Here is a 25,818-nt window from a genome sequence, read left to right on the forward strand (position 1 = left end):
TTATTTTGCTTTTTTCTTTTTTGTTACTTTTTTTGCAGCACCAGTCCTTGTCCTAATATTCTTTTTAGGAATTGTTGTTACCACTACTCCTGGCTTATCAGTATCTTTCTCCGGTTTATTCTTCAGCCTATTATTACTAGCCTCAATTATTTCCACAGCAGTTTCTAATGTGATGGTAAAAGGATCGTATCTTTTCGGTATTGAAATAAACCTATCAAGATATTTAAGATACGGACCATATCTACCTATACCCAGTATAATCTCTTGATGAGATTCAGGGTGTAGGCATAACTTAACCGGTAACTCAAGAAGCCTTAGAGCCAAACTAAGAGTCACGTCATTTTGTGCTACTGACGGTGGCAATGACACACGCTTTGGTTTTTCCCCCTTGGCAACTGGTTTGCTAGTCTGTACATAAAAACCATATGGACCTTTCTTTAATAAAACATCATGACCCTCTTTATCTACTCCTAATAATTTGTTCTCTTCAGCCATATCAACAATATCACTATTCTTCGAAGTAATTTGTTTTTTGAAAGTACATTCAGGATAGTTACTGCAAGCTAAAAATGCTCCAAACTTACCAAGCTTTAACCCTAATTGCCCTGTAGAACAGGATGGGCAATTTTTCGAATTGTTACTTTCTGATTTTTCTCCAAATAGGTGATAATCTAATGCTTGTTCAACATAAAGGATTATATCAGATACTTTCTTATCACTAACTATTTCTACGTTATTATTAAACCCATCCCAGAATTTTTTTAGTAAATTTTTCCATTCTATTTTACCTTCTGCCACTTCATCTAAATCATTCTCCAGATCAGCTGTAAAATCATATTCAACATATTTTTTGAAAAACCCTGTCAGAAATGTTGTCACTAAACGCCCTAATTCCTCTGGAAAGAAACGTTTTTTTTCAACAACCACATAGTTCCTATCTTGCAATACTGATATAATAGAAGCATAAGTAGAAGGACGACCAATTCCAAGTTCTTCAAGCTTCTTGACGAGACTGGCTTCGGAATATCTTGGTGGTGGTTCGGTGAAATGCTGTGCTGGATTCACTGAAGTTGTAGTTAATTTTTCTCCTTCTTGTAGTAATGGTAGAAGCCTATTTTCTTCTTCCGTTTCATCATCTAGACCCTCACGATAAATTTTGTAAAAACCATCAAAGGCAATAATTGAACCAGTTGCCCTGGCGGTGAATTCTTTATTTGCTGTATCAAGCTGAGCGACCACCAAATCAATAATAACATTTTCCATTTGGCAGGCTATCGTCCTTTTCCAAATCAAGTCATAAAGCCTATAATAATCTTTATCTAGTGTATCCTTTAATTTTTCTGGTAATAGAGTAACATTGGTTGGTCTAATAGCTTCATGAGCTTCTTGAGCATTTTTGGCTCTAGATTTATAAACTCGCTGGCTAGCTGGTAGATATTTATCACCAAAATTCTTATGTATCAACTGACGTATTTGTTCAACAGCCTCACTAGCAAGGGTAGTACCATCAGTTCTCATATAGGTAATCAAACCTATCGTTTCATTACCTATATCCATGCCTTCGTAAAGTTTTTGAGCAATTTGCATAGTTTTTTTAGCAGTAAACCCTAATTTTCGAGCTGCTTCTTGCTGTAACGAAGAAGTAATGAAAGGCGGTTGAGGCTGACGTTTTTGCTGCTTTTTTTCTAAAGATGCAATGTGAAAATTCTTTGATTTTATTTCTTTGACTAGATCATTAGCTGCCGATTCATTAATAATTGAGAATTTCTCTAATTTATTACCATTGACATGAGTTAATCTCGCTAAAAACGGCTCGTTATTACTATTCAGAACATTAAGGGTAATATCCCAATATTCTTGCGATTTAAAACGTTCAATTTCATCTTCTCGCTCACAAATAAGTCGGAGTGCTACAGACTGAACTCTACCTGCTGATCTACATCCCGGTAATTTACGCCATAATATCGGTGATAAAGTAAATCCTACCAAATAATCCAATGCTCTCCTTGCTTGTTGAGCATTAACCAAATCAATATCAATATTTCTTGGGTTGTCCATTGCATGTAAAATAGCTTTTTTGGTAATCTCATCAAATGCTACTCTCTTAAAGAAATCATTAGATTTAATCAAGTTTTTTTCTTTTATTATTTCTGCAACATGCCAGGCAATTGCTTCTCCTTCTCGGTCTCGATCTGTTGCTAGATAAACCATTTCAGCTTTGGCAGCATCCTTAGTTATTGCTTCAACATATTTTTCTGCTTTATCTGATATAACATATTTCATAGAAAAATCTTCATTTGGCAGAACTGAACCATTTTTAGATGGTAAATCTCTAATATGTCCAAACGAAGCAATAACCTTAAAATCACTATCCAGATACTTATTTATCGTTTTCGCCTTTGCCGGCGATTCTACTATTACTAATTTCATATTTATTTATAAATTAAAGATATCTTGTTGCCAGGATATCTGGTTATTTTTCCAGCCAATTCTAGCTCTAATATTATCATATATATAGCCGGCAAAGGTAGCTGTGTTTGATGTAAACAATCAAAATCTATAGGAGTTGAAGATAAAAGCTCCTTAACCCTCATACGCATATCATTGGTAATTACATTATCATATTTGATATCTAACGTTCTAAACTGATTATTTTCGATTGAATCATTTGCTACATCCTTAGATTTACTGATAATTTTGCTAAAAGGTGGTAAATTAGTCTCTATGTCCTCAGTAGATTCCACCATATGAGCTCCTTCCTTGATAAGTTTATTAGTACCTTGACACCTAGGATCCAGCGGAAATCCTGGTACAGCAAATACTTCTCTATTCTGTTCTAAAGCAAACCGTGCTGTTATTAACGATCCAGATTTTAGACTTGCCTCAATTACTACTGTTCCAAGAGATATACCAGAAATTAATCGATTACGCTGTGGAAAATGTTGCCCAAGTGGTTTTGAACCTAATGGTAATTCAGCAATTATCAAGCCATTTTGTTGGATTTGCTCAAATAATCTAACATTCTCTGGGGGATAAACATAATCAATTCCTCCAGCTATAACTCCTATTGTTTTAGAGGTATTTACTTGATGCACTGCTGTATCAACACCTCTAGCAAGTCCAGAAACCACTATATAATTTGCATCAGTCAATTCCTTAGCAATTTTAGCAGCAAAGGCACGACCATTTACTGAAGCATTTCTTGCTCCAACAATTGCTAAACATCTTTCGTGTGCTAATAACCCAATATTGCCCTTATAACTTAATATTGGCGGGCAATCAAAAATCTCTAACAATAACCTTGAATATCCTGGAGATTTATAGGTAATAATCTGAGCATTATGCTTTTGCAACAATTCAAGTTCTTTACTTGCATCGCTCTGAGAAAATACCCTTACGGGCTTAGAACGCCCACCTCTCAGAGAAAATTCTTGTATTTTGTCAATTGCAGCACTGCTATTACCAAATAGCTTTATTAAGCTCCAAAAAGTTCTTGAGCCAACATTTTCACTCCTAATCAATCTTAGGATGTCAATAGTTTCTTTTGTGTAAGATACTGGTTTAGTATCCAAAAATAGCTCCTTCAGCATCAATTGACTATATATTAGTGAATTAACTTTAATTGGCAACGTTATAAATCCGGTTAGTATTTAGCATCAGCGTCATTGCACATAAGCGTCATTGCGAGGAGCCACTTTAGTGGCAACGAAGCAATCCAAAAAATCGATTAAAATGGATTGCTTCGTCGACCTTACGGTCTCCTCGCAATGACGGCTTTCTAATTATTACCTTCTTAAACTGACACTTATGCACAATGACAGCACGATGGGTGCTTATTCGGCACTAGTTCAGATTGACTACAGCTATAACTTTTCTGCATTAGAAGCTAAGTAATGTGCCACTCCTTTATGTGAGGGAGTAATACCTTCATCACCTTTATGCCAGCCAGCTGGACATACTTCGCCATGTTTGGTATTATAGTCTATAGCATCGATCACTCTTATTACTTCATCAATATTTCTACCAATTGGCAAATCATTAACTAGTAAATGCCGTACTATAAATGTTTCATCAATAACAAAAGTACCACGCAGCGATATTCCTTCATCATGTAGTACATTATAACTATGTGACGCACTCTTTTTAATATCTGACACCATAGGAATCTGGATATTACCAACCCCACCTTTATTGTAAGGGGTATTTTTCCAAGCTAAATGAGAAAAATGCGAGTCAACGCTTATTGCTACTAATTTTGTATTTCTCTCAGTAAATTCTCCTAACCTATTATTAAAAGCTATAATTTCTGATGGACAAACAAAAGTAAAATCAAGCGGGTAAAAAAACAATACCACTTTATGATTTTTAGCATAATTTCTAAGATTAAATTCAGATTCTATGCTATTATCAGGCATAATAGCTTTAGCTGTAAAATCCGGAGCAGCTTTTCCAACGAACACTTGCATTAAAATTCTCCAATTAATAATGATTAAAAACATTTATTATGATACACAAAATTATAACCTATTACAATACCAAATCCAAAATAACTCAACTAATAATTTAAAAATTACTAGAATTTTAGATTATTAGACCTTTTACTTGTGATTTCCATAATTTTTTGTACAATTTACTGTTTTTTAATAATTCCTCATGTGTTCCATCTTCAACTATACTACCTGCATCAAAAACCAAAATTCTATCCATATTTAACAAAGTTGATAATCTATGGGCTATAACTAATACAGTTTTATTTTGCATTAAGTAAGATAGAGAATCTTGTATTAAGCTCTCAGTCTCACTATCTAAACTGCTTGTTGCTTCATCAAGGATTAATATTGGAGCATTCTTTAATATTGCCCGGGCGATTACTATCCTCTGTCTCTGACCACCTGATAAATTATTACCCCTCTCACCACATAAGCTCTGATACCCTTCTGGCATAGTGGTAATAATTTGATGTATATGAGCTGCTTTTGCCGCCTCTATTACTTCTTCTAAGCTAGCATCTTTTTTTCCATATCTAATATTATCGATAATTGTCCTATGAAATAGGATTGGTTCTTGTGGTATTATGCTAATATTATCTCGCAAAGAGTCTTGAGTTACATATCTAATATTTTGCCCATCAATTAAAATTTCTCCTTGGTCTATATCATGCAATCGTGTAATAAGATTGATAAAAGTTGTTTTTCCTGAGCCAGAAAATCCTACTAACCCTACCTTCTGTTGCTTCAAAAGTGTAATGGATTTATTCTCGAATAAATTATTATTATGATAATATTTAAAACTAACATTTTTAAATTCTATCTCACCTTCTGTAACCTTTAAAAGATGGGCATTCTCAATATCTTTTATAATATGAGGCTTCATCAATGATAGAGTTTGATTAAAAGAACCAAACTCTTCAAACATATCCCCTATTTCCTGCGTTAAATCCCAAATTTCAGTAGTAACAGCCATACACAGAGTAAGTATCAAGACACAATCTCCTATAGTTATTTGCATTTGACTACGAAGCTGTGCCAAATAATAAATCATGATAAAAATCATTATAGCACAGATTATTCCTAGTACGTTACGTAGCTTCCACATGAAAAACTGCATAATTTGTTCATTGACTATCGCATTATCTATTCTTGCTTCTAGATTTTGACGTTCAAATTTATGAGAAGTAAACATCCTTACTGCACTAATATTGGCTATCAAGTCAACAATCTTACCGGCAACTATTGATTTACTTCGGGCATAATTTACTGAATATTTATTTACTGTACTTGAGCAGATAACAGTAATTCCTATAAAAACACAAATAAATATCAGGAATATAGTGGAAAATATTTGATGAACCGAATACATAGCTACTAGAGAAAAAACAATTATAGCTAGTTTATATATAATTTTTTCACCAAATAACGATAGAACCATTTCGAAAGACCTAGAAGCTTCAGTAATACGATTGGTAATATGACCAGCAAGGTTTTCTTGAAAGAATTTATGGTTATGATACTGAGTATAATTATACATCTCATCTAGTATCTGTCCTTTGATATAGGGTATTGTTTTTAGATAAACATAATCATAAACCCGCCATATAACATTTACACCCATCCACCAAACTGCATATATTATTGCCCAAGACATCATAGAGGAAGGTAGATATTTAGCTTCTTCATCAGAGAAAGACTCTAGCAAATTTATAATTTTTTGAAGCAATACACTATCAATAGCAGGTATCATTCCCAACATTATGCATAACAAACCTAAAACGATTAGTTTAATTTTTCTTTTCTTTAAGAAATAGAAAAATAGCCTTATTGACGAGTTTGAAAAATCAAAACTTTCTAGCACAGTACACACCCTATTACAAAAAAACTAATTAGACTAAATTAACTTAATAAACAAACCTTGCTACCTTATCACAAAACTGTTATAAAATGGTACAAAATATCTAAAGTTATCTAGAATGAAAGAAAAAAACATACCTATTTTGAATAGCTTAACTAAGAAAGCTACCAATTCATTAGATATTGATAATAATAATCCTTTTTTTAATGTTAGATATATTTGTCAATCAACTACTCTGATTACTGAATCTATCCAAAAAGGCTTTGATGTTGCACAGTTATCTAATGGAGATATTACAGTTACAGAAATTAAAACAGTAAATGTCCACTATAATTGGGATGCTGTTAAACAAAGATTTATTAAAATAAACCAGAATTAGAATTATATACTAAATATACTTAGTGTATGTGTAACCATAGTGTATACTATAATGAATGACTCGAGTAACTTAATTTATGAGGACAATATGATATTTAAGAATATAATAACCATCATTGCTGCCATCCTATGTTTTAGCCTGTCAGTCTGCTTTGCTGACGCTCCAAATAGTAATAATCCGGATAATACGGCGATATTAGCTGCTTCCATTGACACACAAAACGCTTGGGCAAGACCTTCAATGTCAACTAACGCTGGCAAACGTAATAATTCTGCAATATATCTTGAAATTGTTAATAATTCTAATACAGATTATAATTTAGTAAATGTTTCTTCCGATGTCGCTAACAGGGTTGAATTACATAGAAGTTTTGTTGATGAAAAAGGTGTTAGCAAAATGGTAAAACTTGATAAGCTAGTTATCCCAACTAAAACTAGTGCTATTTTACAACCAGGTGGTATGCATATTATGCTTTTGGATTTAAAGACCATACTAAAAGTTGGTGATAAATTTGATTTATTCTTATATTTCGATAACAACATTCAGAAAGTTGTACAAGTAGAAGTAAAGACCCAATAATATTAAGGGTCTCACGGAAAAAAAGTTAAAGTACAAGATGTCATTGCGAGAAGGCGTAAGCCAAGAAGCAATCTAAGAATAATGGATTGCCACGATCACTACGTGGTCTCGCAATGACGCTTAGGGTGCATACTTATAAGTTAATAGTCAACTCTAAGGAAATACAGCCCACATGCCGGAGCCTTTGCTCCTGCTGCTTCTCTTTTCTTGGCATCCAACACTTTTTGGATATCATCTTCTTGCCATATATTACGTCCAACTAATACTAAACTACCAACAATATTTCGAACCATATTATGTAAAAAAGATCGAGCAGAAAAATATATTTTTATTTCTTCATTTTTCTGGGTAATAATTAATTCGGATAAGGTTTTTATAGGTGACTTTGCTTGGCAAAATTTACCTCTAAATGAGCTAAAATCATGATGTCCTATGAGGTAGGAAGCCCCGCGTCTCATTGCTTCAACGTCAAGAGGTTGTTTTATCCACCAAGCACGATTTAAATCTATTATAACTTGGCTAGGTCTATTGATAATTCTATAGACATAATGACGTTCTAAAGCAGAAAATCTTGCATGAAAATCTTTGTCTACTAGAACACAATCAACTACCGCTATATTGTAAGATCTCACAAAATAGTTGATAGCCTGCATAACTTTATAAGGGTGCATATATTTCACTAAATCAAAGTGGGCTACTTGCCCTAAAGCATGAACCCCTGCATCAGTTCTGCCAGCTCCGTGAACCACTACTATTTCACCAGTAAACTTATATATCCCGTCTTCCAATGTTTGTTGAATAGATATATCACCACTCTGCTTCTGCCAGCCAACAAAAACCGTACCCAAATATTCAATGGTAATTTTATATCGATAAACATCTAAATTCTTAGCAGTCTGCAAAATTGATGGATTGTCATTATCACTCTCATGCTCTTTAATATAGTCAATTGATGAGAAATTGGTGACATTGTTACTCGTAGCTCTCCTATTACATATAGGCTTCACGCCATATCTTCTGCTACCCAATTCTCCTGAATTGACTATATCATCATCGTGCAAACAAGAATCTAAACCAAAACACAGTATCATAAAAATCTCTTCACTGGGAATTTTGTTGTTCTAGGAGGCTGCCTGCGATAACTAATTAATTTCGAGAACTGGTATCAGACAGTCTCCTAAGCAGGCATTATATATGAATTTTAGGACTTATGCTAGCTTGTATAACAATAAATGCTTGACTCTTTTATTGGGTTAGGATACTTTTCAAAATACACTACTAATTTTTATAGTGATAGTTACTAGGAGACTGTCGGAGATAACTAATTTGTTCACAGGAAATTATATGTATAAGCTAATATTATTATGTATTGTTTTTATAAATATATCGCAAGTAAATGCTGCTGATTTTAGCATAAAACCTTTATCTAAATCATCGAAACAAGAGATGATCAAGAAAAAAGTGTGGCATGAAGGATGTCCAGTTGCTCTAAATCGATTGAGACTTATTAAATTCTCTTATTATGATTTTAATTCTGTAATACATCATGATGGAAAACTAGTTGTTTTTGATGCTGTTTCTGAGCGTGTTGTCGCCATTTTGAAAAAAATATATGATTTAAAATATCCTATTGCTAAAGCGCGTACTATTGAAGATTATGATGGTGATGATGACAGAAGTATGGCAGATAACAATAGTTCTAGTTTCAGTTGTCGTGAAATTACAGGAGGCGGTTTACCTTCAGTACATTCATACGGTCTTGCAATTGACATTAATCCAATTCAAAATCCTTATATTTCTATTCCAAGTGACATAAGTCAAGCAGGGCTTGTTACTGTAAAACCTTCAGAAGGATCAAGTTATCTCAATCGAACCAATATTAGACCTGGGATGAGTGAAGTAATAATTGATCTTTTCGCTGAAAATGGTTTTAGTGTTTGGGGAGGAAAGTGGAACACTCCTATAGATTGGCAGCATTTCCAAACGTCTCGAGCTATGGCACAATTATTAGCCATTATGAACTATAATGATGGGTGTACTCTTTTTGAGTTCTACACTAAAACACCGCAAATGCTTAACAAAATTGATCCTAATAATAATCAATTTGTTGAGCTTTATAAAAAAGACTCTAAGATGTTTATGCAATGTTTAAAAAAATCACCAGAAATATTAAGCCTAACGCCAGATCAGGCATATGAGATTTTATCAAAATGTATTGTAAATAAGTGATTAATACAACCATTTCTTCTTACTATAGAAATTTTGTTACTCCACTAAGTTAACTAAAAATTTTGTTAACTTAGTATAGTCAATTGATGAGAAGTTGGGGGCGTTGTCGCTCAATGCTCGCCTATTACTTATAGACGTCGCTCCATCGCTCCTAGCCCCGAATTCTCCTGAATTGACTATACTTTAACTTTTTTTCGTGAACACTCACGTTAAATGCAATTTTGTGGTTAAATACTAATCGGAGTTAGCTATGATAATCAATAAAATCTAAAGTATCAGTGATTAATTCTATTATGTTATTATACATGTTAGGTCTTTCATCTTTAGAATCTAACAAATCACATAAATTTACTAAATCAACTAATTTTGCTTTTTTCTCCCAATCTGAGTCTAGGTTTACAAAGCCTAGTAACTTTGACATTTTTGAGTATCCAGAAATAAAGCTATCTTTTAATTGTTTATCAAATAAATGTTTAAATCTAAATAAAGTTGCAATATCACCATACACTGAACCAGAATAAGCAAACTCCCAATCTAATATTCCTGATAAAATTAATGTTCCGTCTATATTTTTAACTAAAATATTAGAAGGTTTAAAATCACCATGCACTAATTGATAACTATATTCCTTAGGAAAAGAGTTTTCATATGAAATAATTTTATTTTTTAAACTATGAGAAAGTTGTTTACCTAACTTAGCTTTCACTCTGGGCTTAGTTATTTTATCTAAAATATAATTTATAAATACATTATATCCATTATGTTCTGTAGTAATTTTGCTGATTGATAAATTTGCATCAAGTAAACCACTCTCTTGGAACTTATAGGTACTCAAATGTCCTAAAAATTCACCAAGTTTACTATATATTACTAGTATTGAGTCTAAAAACGAAGGATCAGTTAAAAAATCTGATAATAAATTACCTTCACGATATTCTACAAAACCACAAAAATAGTTTGTTATTTCATTTATAGGATTAAAACTAAGAAATTTTGGAACTAAAGGTTCATTATTGAGTAAATGTGAAAGTTTAAATTCTTTTTTACCTAACTCTATATCTCGAACATTAATACGTAATATAAACTTATCTCTATTCTCGAATTCAATAATATAATTTGTATTAGCAAGACCATGTTTTGCTTTGGTAACAATAAATTTATCTTTCCTAATTAAAAATTTTTTACACAAATTTTTAATTTCTTCGAATCCAAGATCAAAAAATTTATTTCGGCGTTCCCATTCTAACAATTTCTCCATACAGATTCTTCTAATAAAGCCTATCTCATAATTATAACAAGAAAGATATACCATACGTAAGTATAATGGATAATATCTTTCTTGTTGAAATGTTATAGAAGTAAACCTATGCCAGACTATAATATTTTATAGGGAAAATTCTAAGAAAATTAAGAATTATTACAGGCTTCCTTCATTTTCTTACCAGCTCTAAAGACTGGTTGTTTATAAGCAGCAATATGCATTTTTTCACCAGTTTTTGGATTGCGACCTTCACGTGCAGCTCTACTTTGTATGTGAAAAGAGCCAAACCCTACTAGGTTAACATCCTCACCACGACTAAGTGCTTTAAGTACACTATCTACAACCCAAGTAAGGGCTTTTTCTGCATCATTTTTTGAATGACCTGCTTCAGCCATTAATGCTACTAATTCTCCTTTATTCATATGATTAGCTCTCCAAATAGATTGTTAAAATTATCAGACATTAATGTATTTATTATACCAAGATGCCAGCAAGACTTATTAATCTCGTTGCTTAGATTATATCAGACACTAAACTGACTGCAACTGAGACTTATTTAGAATTTTTGAATATAATTATTTTCTAGCCTAATTGTAAAAAATTGTATCTATTTTACATCAAATTAGTTTCTTATACTGTAATTAGCATGTGTTTACACTAGTAACTACAATACAAAATTGGTCAAAAATAACTTTTGAAGTTAATCGCTATTATATTTTATGTTGGTTTAAATGAAATGACTAGTTGAAAATCTAAATAGTTTATATATTATAAATTATGATTTAATATATATAAGGTAACTTTTATGCTCACTAGACTATTTTACATATTATTTATTTTAATTCTCGACTTAAATGTTAATGCTAATCCAACTCCTTTAGGTTTTGAATTAAATAAAACAGTTATATCAGACGTAGAGAAAGTATATCATATCACCAAAAAAGAACAGAATCATTGGGAAGGGTATAATTATTATGTCAATGTTAGAGATGTCAAATTAGAGGGGCTTACTAAGCTACTAATAATATGTAATGATGATAACATTATCCAAGCAGTAATCTTAACGATAGATAAAAGTAAATTCACAGAATTTTATCAGTTACTTTCAGAGAAATACAAACTTACCGATAGCCAGAATCCTAGGTTGGGTGATAAAGAAATTAAATTTGCAGATAGTGATTGTACCATAATACTAGATGCTCCTCATCTTAGCTTTAGTATGGATCTTATATACATAACAGATGAATTTCTAACAAAATTTAAAGGTAAGCAAAAAGAAGAAGAAAATCTGAAGAAAACAAGAGATAAAGAATTGCTATAGTTCAATTATAAAAACCATCGACAAAAGAAAATAATTCAGTGATAATCTTTGTTTGTGTTTTAAAAAACTAGGTTTTGTGAACAAAATTTTAATTGTCTAGATTTTGAGTGTTTTTAAGCGAAAATTAATAAGATTTTTGCAGGAATAGTGTACCTATTTCAAAAGAATCTTATAATTTGCAGCTAAAAAACACTCAAAATCTAGACAATTAAAATTTTGTTCACAGCCTAGGGCAGTTTAGTTGTTTTTTATGACTTTATAAACTGCCCTGCCAAAAATTTATAATAAAAATTATTATGTTGTCCCTTATGCTAGAAAATAGTGTTGTCACTAATTTAGTAAATCAAGAACTCTCAGTAACTGAAATTTCTACTAAGATTAAGGAATTGCTTGAAAATAACTTTGGTTATATTAGAGTAAAGGGAGAAATTTCTGGTCTTAAGATAGCAACTTCTGGTCATGGTTATTTTAATCTTAAGGAAAATACAGCGATTCTAGCTTGCACTTGCTGGCGTCCGGTACTTGCCAAAATGCAATTTACCCCAGTTGATGGCATGGAAGTGGTAGCTATCGGCAAACTCTCTGGGTATGCAGGAAATTCACGATATCAGCTATCGGTAGAAGCTCTTGAACCCGCGGGTCTTGGGGCTATTATGCAAATTCTTAAGGAATTGCAAGCAAAATTAGAAAAAGAAGGTATCTTTGATAAACCAAAAAAACCATTACCTTTCTTGCCTAATAAGATTGGGGTAGTTACCTCAATGACTGGGGCGGTAATTAGGGACATTATACACCGTATTAATGACCGCTGTCCGTCTCATATACTAATATGGCCAGTCACTGTTCAAGGTGGCAATGCTGCAAGTGAAATTGCTGGGGCAATTGAAGGGTTTAATAAATTAGAACAAAATATAAAACCTGATGTTATAATTGTTGCAAGAGGTGGGGGGTCTATAGAAGATTTATGGGCATTCAATGAAGAAGTAGTAGTACGTAGCGTATTTAGTTCAGATATTCCTATTATTTCGGCAGTTGGGCATGAAGTAGATAATACTTTAATCGATTTAGTAGCTGACAAGAGAGCTCCTACTCCCACTGCGGCAGCTGAATTTGCCGTACCTGTACTTTCTAGCCTTAATTACACAATAAGTTCGTATTATGAGACATTACTTAACCGTATTATTCAGCTAGTTAAATATCAACAGCAAGCCGTTAACTCCAATACTAATATTTCCAGGAGTCTAACTACTTATATAGACTATAATCAACAGCTTCTTGATGAACTAAGTTTTAGATTAACAGAGTCTTTGCCCAATTTACTTAAATTCAAAGAGGCAAAACTTGATTCACTGAATGTAGAAATATTAAATCCTATGAAAATAGTTGATTATAAGTCTTTAGAATTAGACCATCAATTTAATTATACACTAAAATCTATTAGCACTAAGTTAAAAAATTATGATCATCAATTAAATTTAAATAATTTACTACTTACCAGTTTAGACTACAAAACCGTACTAAAACGTGGCTTTACGGTAATCAAATCAGCAGATGGAGAATTTATAACATCAAAAGTTATGGCAAGCAAAAAACAAGAATTTAATATTAAATTTTTTGATGGTGATATATTAGTCCACACTATAAAATAGTGTATAGTCAATTGATGAGAAGTTGGGGACGTTGTCACTCGTCGCTCGCCTATTATTTATAGGCGTTGCTCCATCGCTCCTAGCCCCAAATTCTCCTGAGTTGACTATATACTCTAATTAGCTTGAAGTAGAATTTAATGAGGAGATCTGTACACCATGCAAATACTTAAGAGTATCATCCCGATTATTATTATCTTACAAAACTTTTTTACCTATGCAAATCATAAGGAAAATGGTAATCAACTATCTAATCCCCTTGACACATATTTTACTCAATGCACTGAAGGGGTACATGATAAAGATAATTTGCTTGTTGATTGCTATTCATTGGAACCCTACCAATTTAGCCATGTAACTAAAAATGGACACCATAATATTACCGGTTTAGATATTGAATTAATCAATGCTATTAGTAGTAAAATTAACATTGGCATACAATATACTGATTCTGCCTGGGAACAAGTAATACCCAATATCCAACAAGGTAAAAGTGATATGGTGCCAGGACTTACTTATACCGAGGAAAGAGCAGCCTTTGCCAATTTTTCTATCCCATATCGACTTGCAGAAATTTCCTTATTTACTTTACGTTCAGCAAGAAAACATTTACATTTTAATAATACGAATGAATTCTTAGCCCAGATACGTTTACTAAATTTTCGTCTTGGCATAACTAGAAAAGCTGTTTATGGCAATACCAGAACTACTGAATACCTAAATCAGGTGAGTAATAATGACATCATCATTAAATATGGCAGTAATGCAGAGCTATTTAAGGGGTTGCTACGTAATGAAATTGATGGGGTTCTTGCTGACAGGATTGCATGGGTAGCTCTTACTTTAAACTATATAGAAAAAGATCAAATAGAAGAGATCCCTACTGGTATTAAAACCCCTGTACATTTAATGTTTAGTAAGAAAACTGTATCTCCTAATTTAGTCGCCAGGTTTAACAATTCAATTAAAGAATTTATCAATAGCGATGAATATAAAAAAATTGTAGGAAGGTATAAATATAATATCCTACTGCTAAAATCTATCGATTCATCATGGTGTTATATTATTGGAGTTATAGGGAGTATAGCATTCGCAATTTCTGGTATCATTATATCAGCTAAAACAAATGCTACGTTTTTTGTTACTTTTGTATTAGCAATGTTACCATCCTTACTAGGATGTATTTTACTTGATATTGTAGTACACAGTGTTAATGTCAGTCTTATTTTAACTCCATATTATACTTGCCGTATTTTTATAACGGTGCTTATTGGTTTCTTTGCTATTAAATTACTAGCTTATTATAACAAGCAATTATATGAGGATGATTTTATCCAAAAAATACGCAATAATACTCTTATTGTTTGTGATTCCTTAGGGCAAACATCTTTTATGATAATTGGTGTTATAACTGTAATTGTACAAAAAATTGAACCATTAGAGTTCTGGGGACCATGTTTTGCCTGTTTGACTTCTAGTGTTGGTATAATATTCCGAAATCTAATTTGTCAACATGATAAAAATATCGAGTCTATACCTAGAGAAATTAATTTTGAAATATTAATATTGTGGGGTGCGATCTTTAGTATATTGTTAGATTCTTATGCTTATAAGCATGATTATAGTACAATAAAATACTCTATTATTACAGTATTTGTAGGAGCTTTTGTTAGTAGGCTTTTAGTTTACTACTATAATATCCCAAACTTAACTTTTCGTTCGGATAATACAGAAATTCCTACAGATAATATAAAAACAAACTAAATAAATAATGAAAATGATCGAGATAATGAACAAGTTTTTAAATATAATAATAGAAAACTGATGCCAACAGAGGTTTTTACAAATTTACTCAAGGAAGTTATATGTACAAATTTATAGATTTATTCTGTGGTATTGGTGGTTTTCGTATAGCTCTTGAAGAAAAAGGGATGGAGTGTGTTTTTTCATCCGATATTGATAAAGATGTGCAAGAAGCTTATAAAAGGAATTTTGGAGAAAAGCCCATGGGTGATATTTCTGAGATTTCTGAGCGAAAAATACCAAAACATGATATTTTATGTGCCGGTTTTCCTTGTCAACCTTTTAGTATCTCGGGTAAACAAAATGGTCTACATGATATAAATGGTAAATTATTTTATGAAATAATTAGAATTGCACAATATCATAAACCATTAATATTATTGCTTGAGAATGTTAAAAATATTATGAATATTGATGATGGTAATGTTATTAAAACGATAGATATAAAACTTGATGAAATAGGATATAAAGTATACAGACATCTACTTAATGCGTCCTTGTTTGGTGTGCCGCAGGCAAGAGAACGTATTTATTTTGTTTGTATAAGAAAAGATATTGTAGGTGATATTAAGGTTAAATATTCACCACCACAGGAAACCAACAAAAAAATATACCTTGAGAATATACTGGAAAATAATGTCGATAAAAATTTGTTTATTGATAGAGATGATATAGTAATTGAAAAAGAGATTAAAGATAGAGAGCTAAGACCTTTACGAGTTGGTTTTAAATAAAGGGGGGCAAGGTGAAAGGATTTATAGCCCATTAGGGCATTCAATTACATTATCAGCCTTTGGTGGTGGAGCTGGTGCAAGAACAGGTTTATACTATATAAACAATAATATACGCAGACTTTCAATTAGTGAATGCAAATCTTTAATGGGGTTTTCACAAAGTCATTATGTAACAGAAGGCTTAAAAGGATATCAACAACTTGGTAATGCTGTTATACCAAGAATGATTGGTAGTGTTTATGATTCAATTAAAATATTGTAGTTATGAATAATAGAAATGCATATATAGGTAAAAATGTCGAAACTCTTTTTAAAAATTCAATTATTGATCGCGCTGATGTAGTAAAGACAATTCAAAATGTCTTTGCTATTGATAGTAGATTGGTAACAGCAATAAATGAAAAACTTTAAATGAAGAGTCTTAAATGAAAATAGCTACTTGGAATATTAATTCTATAAGAATGAGACTACAACATTTACGTGACTTTCTAACGGAAGTAGATCCTGACATTGTTTTACTACAAGAAATAAAGTGTGAAACTGAGAAATTTCCTTTTGATGAATTATCGGACTTAGCGTATAATTTTTATGTGCATGGTCAGAAATCCTATAATGGGGTTGCTATTTTATCAAAATTTCCAGCTGATGAAGTAATAAAAGAGTTTTCGGATATTAATTGTACTGACCAAGCACGAATGATAGAAATCACTGTGCAAACTCCAATAGGTTTTTATAGTATTACTTCATTATATGCCCCTAACGGTTCATTAGTGGGTAGTGATAAATTTGAGATGAAATTAAGGTTTTATGACAGTTTAATTAATTACTTACAATCCAAGAAATCTCTTAATACTAAGATAATAATTGGAGGAGATTTTAATATTGCTCCTTTTGATATTGACGTATACTCAGCAAAAGAGTTGCAAAACACTACTTGTTTTACTAATGAAGAAAAGCAACGATTGAGAATTATTTTAAATTCTGGTTTTGAAGATTTATATAGATTATCAAACCCTACTAAGCAAGAATTCTCTTGGTGGGATTACAGAGCAGGTTGTTTTGAACAGAATAAAGGTATGCGTATTGATATGATACTTGCCTCGAGCAATGTTGCAGATTATTTAGATAATTGCTACATGTATTATAATTTACGAGCTAAAGTTAAACCTTCTGATCATATACCCGTTGTCGCCATCATTTAGCTAAATCTATTAACCAGAGGTTTCATAATACTTCAGAAGCTATCTGCAGGTACGAATTTTTTTACAAGAGGTTTCTGAACATTATCTTTTTAATATTATACTGGCTATTTTTTTTGGTAGCATAAGTATATTCGCTAATATTTTTGCATACTTATTAAAATAATAGATATCATAAGTGTTTAGTATTTTATAAGTAAACAACCCTAGAGTATAAGGTGCTATTAATAAGTTTTTTATAAATAATTTGATATAACTAAAACATTTATCAAATTTAATATCTATTACTGTAACGAGTCTCATTTTTGATAAGTAATTATCTAATTCCCCACTGATATCATGAGAATTAATATCCCAATTAATTATATTATTAATATCTTTAACTTTCTTAAAAAATTCTAAATTAGCCTTGCTAAGAGGGCTGACTTGCAAAATACGATCTCTATGACCTTTTAGCATAGGAAATAACATTTTATTCATTATTAATCGCTTATTATATAAGGTGTTATCATTAGTTTGCAAATAATTTAGAATATTGAGAATTATCTTTTCATGATCATGGATTTTAAATCCTGTTGCCGCAATGGATTGGGTAGGTCTGCCTATATAATATTTATAAAGTGGTATATCTAAATACAGAACCTGTTTAACATATTGTATAGCTTTCGCATTATATTCCATATCTACATAAAAACATTTTTCAGTTAGTATAATATTAGATTTCTTAAGAATATCAGTTTTATAAGTTGAAGTTGATAAAATTGGTCCCCAATAATCAAATTTTATTTGGTCAAGAATTAAGATTTGTTTAGACGGAAGATGGGTATAACAATTCTCACTTCTTATAGTACTATTAGCTAACATGTCATACGATAATTCATGTAAGATTAAATCAACATCGAACATATTTAAATATTTTAGGAAATTATCTAGCCCTTGAGTATCTACCCAATCATCTCCATCCACTATTTTAAAATATTTTGACTTAGTATGTTTAATACCAGTATTTACTGCTCCACCATGCCCCTTATTGCTTTGATTTATAAGTGTTACAATAGTTGGGAATTTATTTTGGTACTCTTCAGCAATTGATTGAGTGTTATCAGTTGAGCCATCATTTATAACTAATATTTCTAGTAAATGCTTATTCTCACAAGATAAAATAGAATTTAAGCATCTTGGTAAATAACGCTCAATATTGTAAACAGGAACACATATACATAATAATTTTATTTGCTCATGTTCTATAGGTTTAATATAAAATTCTTGTTCATTTTGAAATAATTGTAATTCTTTTTCCAAAATCATTTTACGTGAAAATTTAGAAGCAACATCATAAGACATTTTCTCGCTTAACTCTAAAAATCTATCTGGATTGTAAAATAAATCCTCAATAATATTGGCATAAGACTCCGGATTTTCTATATCATTACTTAAAGTACCATAAGAAGGATTGATAAATTCTGGGATGCCACAAACATTAGAACTAACTAACGCTAAACCAGAACTTACTCCTTCTAAAGAACTAACCCCCATACTATCAAGTCTTGTTGGATGGAATATTATACCACAATTTTTATGAAGCTCGCTAATTTGAGCATGAGTATGAAATCCTTGAATAAAATGTACATTAGGATATCGTATTTTTTTTGAGAAATCTTTAAATAATAAACCATCTCCATAAATAAAAAAGTTTAGTTGATTAAAAAATTCTTTATTCTGAAGAATAGTGATGGTCTCTATTACTAGATCTAAAGCATAGTTATTGTAATTATCGAATTTTCTTAAAGTAAATATGTTTAACCTATCATCTGAAGATTTTTTAACATATTTAAATATATCAGTATCTATACCATTTGGAATTATGGCAAAATTATTGAAATTGGTATTTATATATTTCTCAGATTCTGCCTTTAACCAATTGCTTGCAAATATCCATTTTATATTTTTATTATTTGCATATTTTTTATACATTAAATCTTTTATTCTCATTTGCCAAGTCGTAATATAGGGATTATATGTCCCATCATACGCCACACAAAATGATTCTTGATATCTGTAAAGTGCTTCCGCACCATGAATGTAACAATAAATTTTTATACCATGATAAAAAATTACACTATCAATAATATCTTGTAATTTCTCATTAATAAAATGAATTATAACTCTCTTAAAATTAGAATTAGTTATTATATTTTTTAAAAAACTTAAACTATTATAATAAACTTTTACACCATCAAATTCATTTACAAAACTATTATTATCATCATGACAAAAAACCTCTGGCTTAATATTATGATTGGTAAAAGCTTTAATAGAAGTATGAACAAAACCAAAATTATACAGGTTTGCAGAACTAGGATATCCAGGAGAAATTATCAATGTATCAGCTGTAGAAACAGGATTGTCAAATTTACTTTTTTTAGTTATGTAATAAGTAAATTGTTTTATTTTAACTTCTGTGTTAGCTTTTAAGGTAAGCACAATTTTAAAACATTCTAGATTAGATAAAGGGACTTCTAATTCTGAATTTAAAAACATCAATTTTCTAGCAACTGTAAAGGATATTTCACCCTTAACCAAAGTTCCTTTATTAACCAAACTAATAAATTGTTTCCCCTTAAATAGGATAAACTGCCTATCTATAGTTATAGATCTTAGTTCATTTGATGAGTTAATGATTGTGATATTATCATCTTCTTTATTATGTTTTACATATAAACCATTAAGTTTATTAGTTGGTAACGTAATAATTTTTTGTTTTAGGTCTATGGGGAGGGTCATTCTCAAATAATTATAAAGCTGTTATTTTAGTTAATGATTCTATATCTTCAAACTCCTTTAAAGCTCTTAATATTATATCATCCATATCATAATATCGATACTCAGCTAGTCTTCCGATCAGCCTTAGACTAGAAAAATTTTTAGCTATTTCTTTGTATTTATTAAACAATTCACTATTACAATCTTTGGGTATTGGATAATAAGGTATATCCTTCTCAGGGTTAGTTCTATCATATTCTTGTGGGTATTCATACATCAGTACTGTCTTCTTGTTATTAGGTACCCTCATAGTATGATTATACTCAGTAATCCTAGTATATAATTCGGTATTGGGGTAATTTACAGTAGTTACCCGTTGTAATAAAGCTTCGTCATGTGTTTCAGTTGTGAATTTTAATGATCTGTACGGCAACTCCCCTAAATGATAATTAAACAATTCATCTATAGGACCAGTATATATTATATTACCTTCATATTTTTGCCCTTTAAAAAGGATGGCTTTATTATTAAGGTCTATTTTCAATAAATCTTTAGAATCGGTATTTAGTAGAATATCAATATTATCATGACTTAACATTTTCTCAAACATTGCCGTATAACCTTCAACTGGTAAAGCTTGAAATTTTTGTTGAAAATACCTATCATCATAAGAAATATGTACAGGAACTCTAGCCGTTATGGTCTCAAAATCCAAATTTTCTGGTTTATCACCCCATTGTTTTACTGTATAGTTCAAATATAATGTTTCAAATATAAAGTCCCCTAACTCTCTTATATCACCATCATCAAAATTTCTTAGCTTAGAAACGGATACTTTAGTCTCCATACCAAAGTTTACAATTAACTTATCTTTGTATAATAGGGCCTTTTCAACTGGCAATAGAAGTTCTAAAGAGGTTAGATTAAATGGTACTGGCACTAATTGGTCGTTTATTTTAGCTAAAACTTTATGTTGGTATGGATACCAATGAGTAAAATTACTTAAATAATTTTTTACTTTATCTTCATTGGTGCGAAATAGATGGGGACCATATTTATGAACCAATATATTATTAACATCTTTATAATCATACATATTACCAGCGATATGGGGTCTTTTCTCTATGACCAACACCCTTTGGTTAAGTTGCGAGGCTATTCTTTCTGCAAGAATAGAGCCAGCAAAACCACTACCAACTATTATATAATCGTATATAATCATAAACTCGGGTTAAATAAATTTTAAAATTACAACATAATGCTTTATTTTGCTCATATGTCAAGTACGAATTGAATACATCTAACAATATTAAAGTATATTATATTTTGTACTGCCAGGTGTGTCAATGTTATTGACTGACTATGATAAATACCATAAAGTAGAACTACTTTAGTTGTTGCAGATAGCTTCCTAGGTTGCTTTGAACGTTCACAATCCGATTAATAATAGGACACTATTACCAAGCATTCTCAATAATAATGGGTATACTGTAAGGTTTAATAATTATTAGATCAAATCTAACCTGATAATTTTGGTATTTAGGGTTAGAGCTTAAAAACATACTGGTAGCTCTTTTTATTCTCATCTGTTGATGAGTTGATAATATTCTATCATCAACGTCAGAACATCTTGCTTTTACTTCTATAAAAACAAGTTGTTTACCACGCAGAGCAATAATATCAATTTCGCCAACATAATATCTTTTACGATGATAGAGAATTTGATAAAATTTAATTTTGTAAATAATAGCTATATACTCAGCTATTAAACCAAGGGTAATCTTTCTCATAATAAAGTTAATTGACTTGAATCTGCATAATTATGCAAGTTTACAAATTTACTATTTAAATACTCAAATATTCCCTCATCTGAACCTTCCACTCCAAACCCTGAATTTTTTCGCCCAGCAAATGCTGCCTTGCAATTAGCAGGCAGCGAATCATTAATTGATACCATACCAAAATCAAGTTTTGTTGCCATTATTTGAGCTATGGCTATATTATTGCAATATATATAAGCTTGCAAACCATATTCCGTATTATTAGCTCTATTTATAACTTCTTGTATACTGCCAAATTTATAACATGCAAGAATGGGACCAAATATTTCTGTGCTAAAAATCTCCATATTATCCTGACAATTACTAATAATTGTTGGCTCAAAAAAATTACCATGAGCTTTACCTCCACATAAGATTTCTCCACCTTTATTTTTAGCATCTTCAATCAATTTTAAAATCTTATCTATAGCTGCTTTATTAATCAATGGTCCTATAACTGATTCAGAATCAAAACCATCCCCTATTTTCAGATTAGCAAATTTTGTAGTAAGAATTTGTAAAAATTCATCATAAATTGCTTCTTCAATTAATATTCTGTTGGGCGAAGTGCAAGATTGTCCACTATTCCTTATCTTTCCTAATATAAGCTCACTGGCAGTCTTATCTAAATCAACACCACTTAATATAATAAATGGAGCATTACCGCCAAGTTCTAGAGATAAACGCTTAATAGTAGCACTAGAATTCTGATATAACATCTTTCCTACCCTCGTAGAACCAGTAAATGATAATTTACGAATTCTAAAATCATTGCAAAATATTTGTCCAATATTATTGGCATCACCGGTGATAATATTTAGTACTCCAGCTGGTATCCCAGCATCATTTGCCAATTTAGCCAAAACCAATGCAGAAAAAGGTGTGAATTCCGATGGTTTAAGTATAACGCTACAACCAGCAGCTAATGCTGGAGCAACCTTTCTTGTTACCATGGCATTTGGAAAATTCCATGGAGTAATTGAACAAACCGTACCAATTGGCTCAAATTCGGTGATAATCTTGTGAGTTATTGATTTTCCAGGCTTTATTTTACCTTGAATGTTATGAATGTTACTAGCAAACCAATCAATAAAAGACGCACCATATAATACCTCAAGCTTTGCACTTTCTAATATTTTCCCCTGTTCTAAGGTAATTATATAGGCTAGTTGATCAATATTCTCTAATATTAAAGAATGCCATTTTCTTAATATAGTTATTCTTTGTTCAAAAGAAGTTTGTGACCAAATTTTAAAAGCTCTAACAGAACTGTCAATAGCACTAATAATTAAATCATTAGGCAAATTTGGTATCGACCCAACCACTTTATCATTGGCAGGATTATAAACTGATAACTGTTCTTGGCAATCTAGCCAATTTCCATCTATATAGTTTTTTTTATTAACAAAATCTAGTAATTGCATATTAAACATTAAACGACTTCCCACATCCACAACTACCTTTTTCATTCGGATTGTTAAAAGTAAAGCCAGATTTAAACTTACCTTCTACATAATCCATTTCACTTGCTAGAAGATACATTAGAGCTTTTGGGTCAATTAATATTCGTACACCTTTATCTTCTACCACCTCATCAAACTTATTTTTGATATCAGCATATTCTACATAATAAGATAGACCGGAACAACCACCAGATTTCACACCAATCCTAATACCAAAAGATGGTTTATCACGCCTGTCTATCAATCTCTTTATTTGTTGAGCTGCTGCCTCAGTCAATGACATAACATTTTTCATAATAATTACTATGAGTTTTTAGTTTTATAATCAAGTATTGCTGCTTTTATGGCATCTTCTGCCAATAAAGAACAATGGAGTTTTACTGGTGGCAAAGATAATTCCTTGGCTATCTCTGTATTTTTTATACTACCAGCCTCGTCAAGAGATTTACCCTTAACCCATTCCGTTACTAAAGAACTTGAAGCAATAGCAGAACCACAACCAAATGTTTTAAATTTTGCATCTGTAATAATTCCCTCTGCACTAACTTTAATTTGTAGCTTCATTACATCACCACAGGCGGGGGCTCCCACAAGACCTGTCCCAACATATGCATCATTTTTGTCTAATGATCCAACGTTACGCGGATTTTCGTAATGATCCAGTACTTTTAAACTATAACCCATGTTATTCCTATATTAATAATTATTCTACCTTAATACGTCTATACTCTCCTGCTTTGAAAGATTGTTTTTTTAAAAATATCAGGGACTCGCATACTAACATACGCTGCCATAGTCTAGGAGCCTGCCTCCTAGCCCATTATTTTCAAATCCAATTCTCCAAATCATTTGAGTATATATCTATAAATATAACAGATTTTTTTGACCCACTAATAGTTATTTGCATTATTTTTGCAATATTGCTTATTTTTTCATACCCTACAATTTTTTTTATTATTATGAAAATAACAAAAAATTTAAGGTATTATGCTATACATAGGCGTTATTACTAAAGTAACGCCTTGCTAATAAGCACCAGTTTACTGTACTTTCAATAGTTCATTGATTCTTGTAACAGATAATCTAGTCATTCTTGCTACTTCCTCAATAGAGTTACCATTGTTTATCATCATTTTTATTAATTTAGCTTCTCCCCTAGCTTCTCCCCTAGCTTCTCCTATGGCTTCTCCCCTAGCTTCTCCTATGGCTTCTCCTCTAGCTTTACCTTTAGCCTCTCCGATTTTGATACCATCTTGTAGTCCGATTTGAATCCCTTCTTCTTTCCATACTTGAGCTATACTAGGCATAAGTTCTTCTCCTTTTTCTTTAGTTAAACTATTTTTTAATATTTTTTCTAACTCTATTTTATCATTTTGCTCAATAAAGATCAAAGTATACTGTAATAGATTTCTTATATGGTCATAGCCTATTGTTATTTCACTCAATCTAGGCAAGAGATGAGAGATTTCTTGCCATCTTTTCAGTAATTGACGTTCGTGGATGTACTTAAGGAAAAATAACAAAATTCCAGACCATACTTTTTCCTTAAGTTCTTCATCAGGAATATCATGTACATTAATAAGCTGACAATCATTTGTCCAAAAGCCTCTGGCTAAATCTGGATGGCTAAATAAATTCCATATATTGAGCGATGCGTTATATTTCTTCTTGCCATTATAAAGTATTAAGGGATAAATTAATGGAAGGCTTTTATAGTCAATTGATGAGAAGTTGGGGACGTCGTCACTCGTCGCTCGCCTATTACTTATAGGCGTCGCTCCATCGTTCCTAGCCCCAAATTCTCCTGAATTGACTATAGCTTTAGGATTAGTAGTTAAATATAGATCACAAATATTAATCATATATTTAAATAATCTAAATGCCATCATTTTATCAACAGTACTTTGATGTTCCAATAGCAAAAAAATATAGCCATCTTGATCATTAAACTTAACAGAAAATAATACATCAGAAATAGTTTCAGAAAGGTCTGGCTCAATAAAACTATCTTTTTCTAATTTTAAAGATGTACTATCGATTAAAGCCAGCACATCTTTAGGCAAATGAGTTGCCAAAAATTCTTTAGCAACTATTGGATTCTCCATAGATTTGCGAAAGATTTCGTCATGTTTTGGCTTGTCTAGAGTCATAATAAAATTTACTTATATATAGTCAATTGAGGAGAAGTTGGTGACGTCGTCACTCGTCGCTCGCCTATTACTTATAGGCGTCGCTCCATCGCTCCTAGCACCAAATCCTCCTGAATTGACTAT

At 31.4% G+C, this 25,818-nt stretch carries 24 protein-coding genes; 10 read left to right on the forward strand and 14 right to left on the reverse strand.

What is annotated here, in order from left to right; all coding sequences use genetic code 11:
• From topA to ACFELY_RS03265, 4 genes are all read right to left on the reverse strand, one after another.
• A complete protein-coding gene (gene topA, locus ACFELY_RS03250) occupies positions 1–2,430 on the reverse strand; it encodes a type I DNA topoisomerase (RefSeq protein WP_341759564.1) in 2,430 nt (809 codons plus the stop codon).
• A gap of 2 nt (positions 2,431–2,432) precedes the next feature.
• Complete coding sequence (dprA, locus tag ACFELY_RS03255; RefSeq protein WP_375333625.1) at positions 2,433–3,572, reverse strand: DNA-processing protein DprA; 1,140 nt, start codon at positions 3,570–3,572, stop codon at positions 2,433–2,435.
• A 291-nt stretch (positions 3,573–3,863) separates the two neighbouring features.
• Positions 3,864–4,466 (reverse strand): peroxiredoxin, encoded by a 603-nt coding sequence (locus tag ACFELY_RS03260; RefSeq protein ID WP_341759562.1) that lies wholly within the window; start codon positions 4,464–4,466, stop codon positions 3,864–3,866.
• Between the two features lie 115 nt (positions 4,467–4,581).
• The gene (locus ACFELY_RS03265; protein ID WP_341759561.1) at positions 4,582–6,351 is read right to left on the reverse strand and encodes an ABC transporter ATP-binding protein; all 1,770 of its coding nucleotides are present in this window, start codon (positions 6,349–6,351) and stop codon (positions 4,582–4,584) included.
• Positions 6,352–6,466: 115 nt separating this feature from the next.
• On the opposite strand from ACFELY_RS03265, the gene ACFELY_RS03270 reads away from it, so the two are divergent.
• On the forward strand, positions 6,467–6,727 hold the full coding sequence (locus ACFELY_RS03270; protein WP_341759560.1) for a DUF2671 domain-containing protein: 261 nt from the start codon (positions 6,467–6,469) through the stop codon (positions 6,725–6,727).
• An 87-nt stretch (positions 6,728–6,814) separates the two neighbouring features.
• Positions 6,815–7,306, forward strand: coding sequence for a copper chaperone PCu(A)C (locus ACFELY_RS03275; protein ID WP_341759559.1), 492 nt, complete (start codon positions 6,815–6,817; stop codon positions 7,304–7,306).
• 140 nt (positions 7,307–7,446) lie between these two features.
• Here the strand turns inward: ACFELY_RS03275 and truA are convergent, their stop codons facing one another.
• Positions 7,447–8,208 carry a tRNA pseudouridine(38-40) synthase TruA gene (truA, locus tag ACFELY_RS03280; protein WP_375334122.1) on the reverse strand — a complete coding sequence of 254 codons (762 nt, stop codon included), beginning with the start codon at positions 8,206–8,208 and terminating at the stop codon, positions 7,447–7,449.
• A 442-nt stretch (positions 8,209–8,650) separates the two neighbouring features.
• Between truA and ACFELY_RS03290 the strand changes: the two genes are divergently transcribed.
• A complete protein-coding gene (locus tag ACFELY_RS03290) occupies positions 8,651–9,535 on the forward strand; it encodes a M15 family metallopeptidase (protein WP_375333626.1) in 885 nt (294 codons plus the stop codon).
• A 244-nt stretch (positions 9,536–9,779) separates the two neighbouring features.
• On the opposite strand, the gene ACFELY_RS03295 is transcribed toward ACFELY_RS03290, so the two are convergent.
• Positions 9,780–10,793, reverse strand: coding sequence for an aminoglycoside phosphotransferase family protein (locus ACFELY_RS03295; RefSeq protein ID WP_375333627.1), 1,014 nt, complete (start codon positions 10,791–10,793; stop codon positions 9,780–9,782).
• A 149-nt stretch (positions 10,794–10,942) separates the two neighbouring features.
• Positions 10,943–11,218 carry an HU family DNA-binding protein gene (locus ACFELY_RS03300; protein WP_375330082.1) on the reverse strand — a complete coding sequence of 92 codons (276 nt, stop codon included), beginning with the start codon at positions 11,216–11,218 and terminating at the stop codon, positions 10,943–10,945.
• A 383-nt stretch (positions 11,219–11,601) separates the two neighbouring features.
• Between ACFELY_RS03300 and ACFELY_RS03305 the strand changes: the two genes are divergently transcribed.
• The 7 genes from ACFELY_RS03305 to xth all read left to right on the forward strand — a co-directional run bounded on the left by ACFELY_RS03305 (position 11,602) and on the right by xth (position 17,502).
• Positions 11,602–12,117, forward strand: coding sequence for a hypothetical protein (locus ACFELY_RS03305; protein WP_341759554.1), 516 nt, complete (start codon positions 11,602–11,604; stop codon positions 12,115–12,117).
• A gap of 308 nt (positions 12,118–12,425) precedes the next feature.
• Positions 12,426–13,766 (forward strand): exodeoxyribonuclease VII large subunit, encoded by a 1,341-nt coding sequence (gene xseA / locus ACFELY_RS03310; RefSeq protein ID WP_341759909.1) that lies wholly within the window; start codon positions 12,426–12,428, stop codon positions 13,764–13,766.
• A gap of 156 nt (positions 13,767–13,922) precedes the next feature.
• Positions 13,923–15,527 (forward strand): transporter substrate-binding domain-containing protein, encoded by a 1,605-nt coding sequence (locus ACFELY_RS03320; protein ID WP_375333628.1) that lies wholly within the window; start codon positions 13,923–13,925, stop codon positions 15,525–15,527.
• A 101-nt stretch (positions 15,528–15,628) separates the two neighbouring features.
• The gene (locus ACFELY_RS03325) at positions 15,629–16,300 is read left to right on the forward strand and encodes a DNA cytosine methyltransferase (RefSeq protein ID WP_375333629.1); all 672 of its coding nucleotides are present in this window, start codon (positions 15,629–15,631) and stop codon (positions 16,298–16,300) included.
• A complete protein-coding gene (locus ACFELY_RS03330; RefSeq protein ID WP_375333630.1) occupies positions 16,287–16,562 on the forward strand; it encodes a DNA cytosine methyltransferase in 276 nt (91 codons plus the stop codon). The genes ACFELY_RS03325 and ACFELY_RS03330 overlap by 14 nt, the downstream gene beginning before the upstream one ends.
• 2 nt (positions 16,563–16,564) lie before the next feature.
• A complete protein-coding gene (locus tag ACFELY_RS03335) occupies positions 16,565–16,711 on the forward strand; it encodes a hypothetical protein (protein ID WP_375333631.1) in 147 nt (48 codons plus the stop codon).
• A 14-nt stretch (positions 16,712–16,725) separates the two neighbouring features.
• A complete protein-coding gene (gene xth, locus ACFELY_RS03340) occupies positions 16,726–17,502 on the forward strand; it encodes an exodeoxyribonuclease III (RefSeq protein ID WP_341759550.1) in 777 nt (258 codons plus the stop codon).
• 81 nt (positions 17,503–17,583) lie between these two features.
• On the opposite strand, the gene ACFELY_RS03345 is transcribed toward xth, so the two are convergent.
• The 7 genes from ACFELY_RS03345 to ACFELY_RS03375 all read right to left on the reverse strand — a co-directional run bounded on the left by ACFELY_RS03345 (position 17,584) and on the right by ACFELY_RS03375 (position 25,695).
• Positions 17,584–20,283, reverse strand: a complete 2,700-nt coding sequence (locus ACFELY_RS03345) for a glycosyltransferase (RefSeq protein ID WP_375333632.1) — start codon at positions 20,281–20,283, stop codon at positions 17,584–17,586.
• Positions 20,284–20,293: 10 nt separating this feature from the next.
• Complete coding sequence (gene glf, locus ACFELY_RS03350; RefSeq protein ID WP_375333633.1) at positions 20,294–21,484, reverse strand: UDP-galactopyranose mutase; 1,191 nt, start codon at positions 21,482–21,484, stop codon at positions 20,294–20,296.
• Between the two features lie 235 nt (positions 21,485–21,719).
• Positions 21,720–22,052 (reverse strand): YraN family protein, encoded by a 333-nt coding sequence (locus tag ACFELY_RS03355; RefSeq protein ID WP_375333634.1) that lies wholly within the window; start codon positions 22,050–22,052, stop codon positions 21,720–21,722.
• Positions 22,049–23,506, reverse strand: coding sequence for an NAD-dependent succinate-semialdehyde dehydrogenase (locus tag ACFELY_RS03360; protein WP_375334124.1), 1,458 nt, complete (start codon positions 23,504–23,506; stop codon positions 22,049–22,051). Before ACFELY_RS03360 ends, ACFELY_RS03355 begins: the two co-directional genes overlap by 4 nt.
• A 1-nt stretch (position 23,507) precedes the next feature.
• Positions 23,508–23,840 (reverse strand): HesB/IscA family protein, encoded by a 333-nt coding sequence (locus tag ACFELY_RS03365; protein ID WP_094649772.1) that lies wholly within the window; start codon positions 23,838–23,840, stop codon positions 23,508–23,510.
• 8 nt (positions 23,841–23,848) lie between these two features.
• Positions 23,849–24,229, reverse strand: coding sequence for a Fe-S cluster assembly scaffold IscU (iscU, locus tag ACFELY_RS03370; protein ID WP_094649773.1), 381 nt, complete (start codon positions 24,227–24,229; stop codon positions 23,849–23,851).
• 356 nt (positions 24,230–24,585) lie between these two features.
• Positions 24,586–25,695 (reverse strand): Rpn family recombination-promoting nuclease/putative transposase, encoded by a 1,110-nt coding sequence (locus tag ACFELY_RS03375; protein WP_375333635.1) that lies wholly within the window; start codon positions 25,693–25,695, stop codon positions 24,586–24,588.
• Positions 25,696–25,818: the final 123 nt, after the last annotated feature.

This window comes from Candidatus Tisiphia endosymbiont of Xenochironomus xenolabis, assembly GCF_964264705.1.
Taxonomy (GTDB): domain Bacteria; phylum Pseudomonadota; class Alphaproteobacteria; order Rickettsiales; family Rickettsiaceae; genus Tisiphia.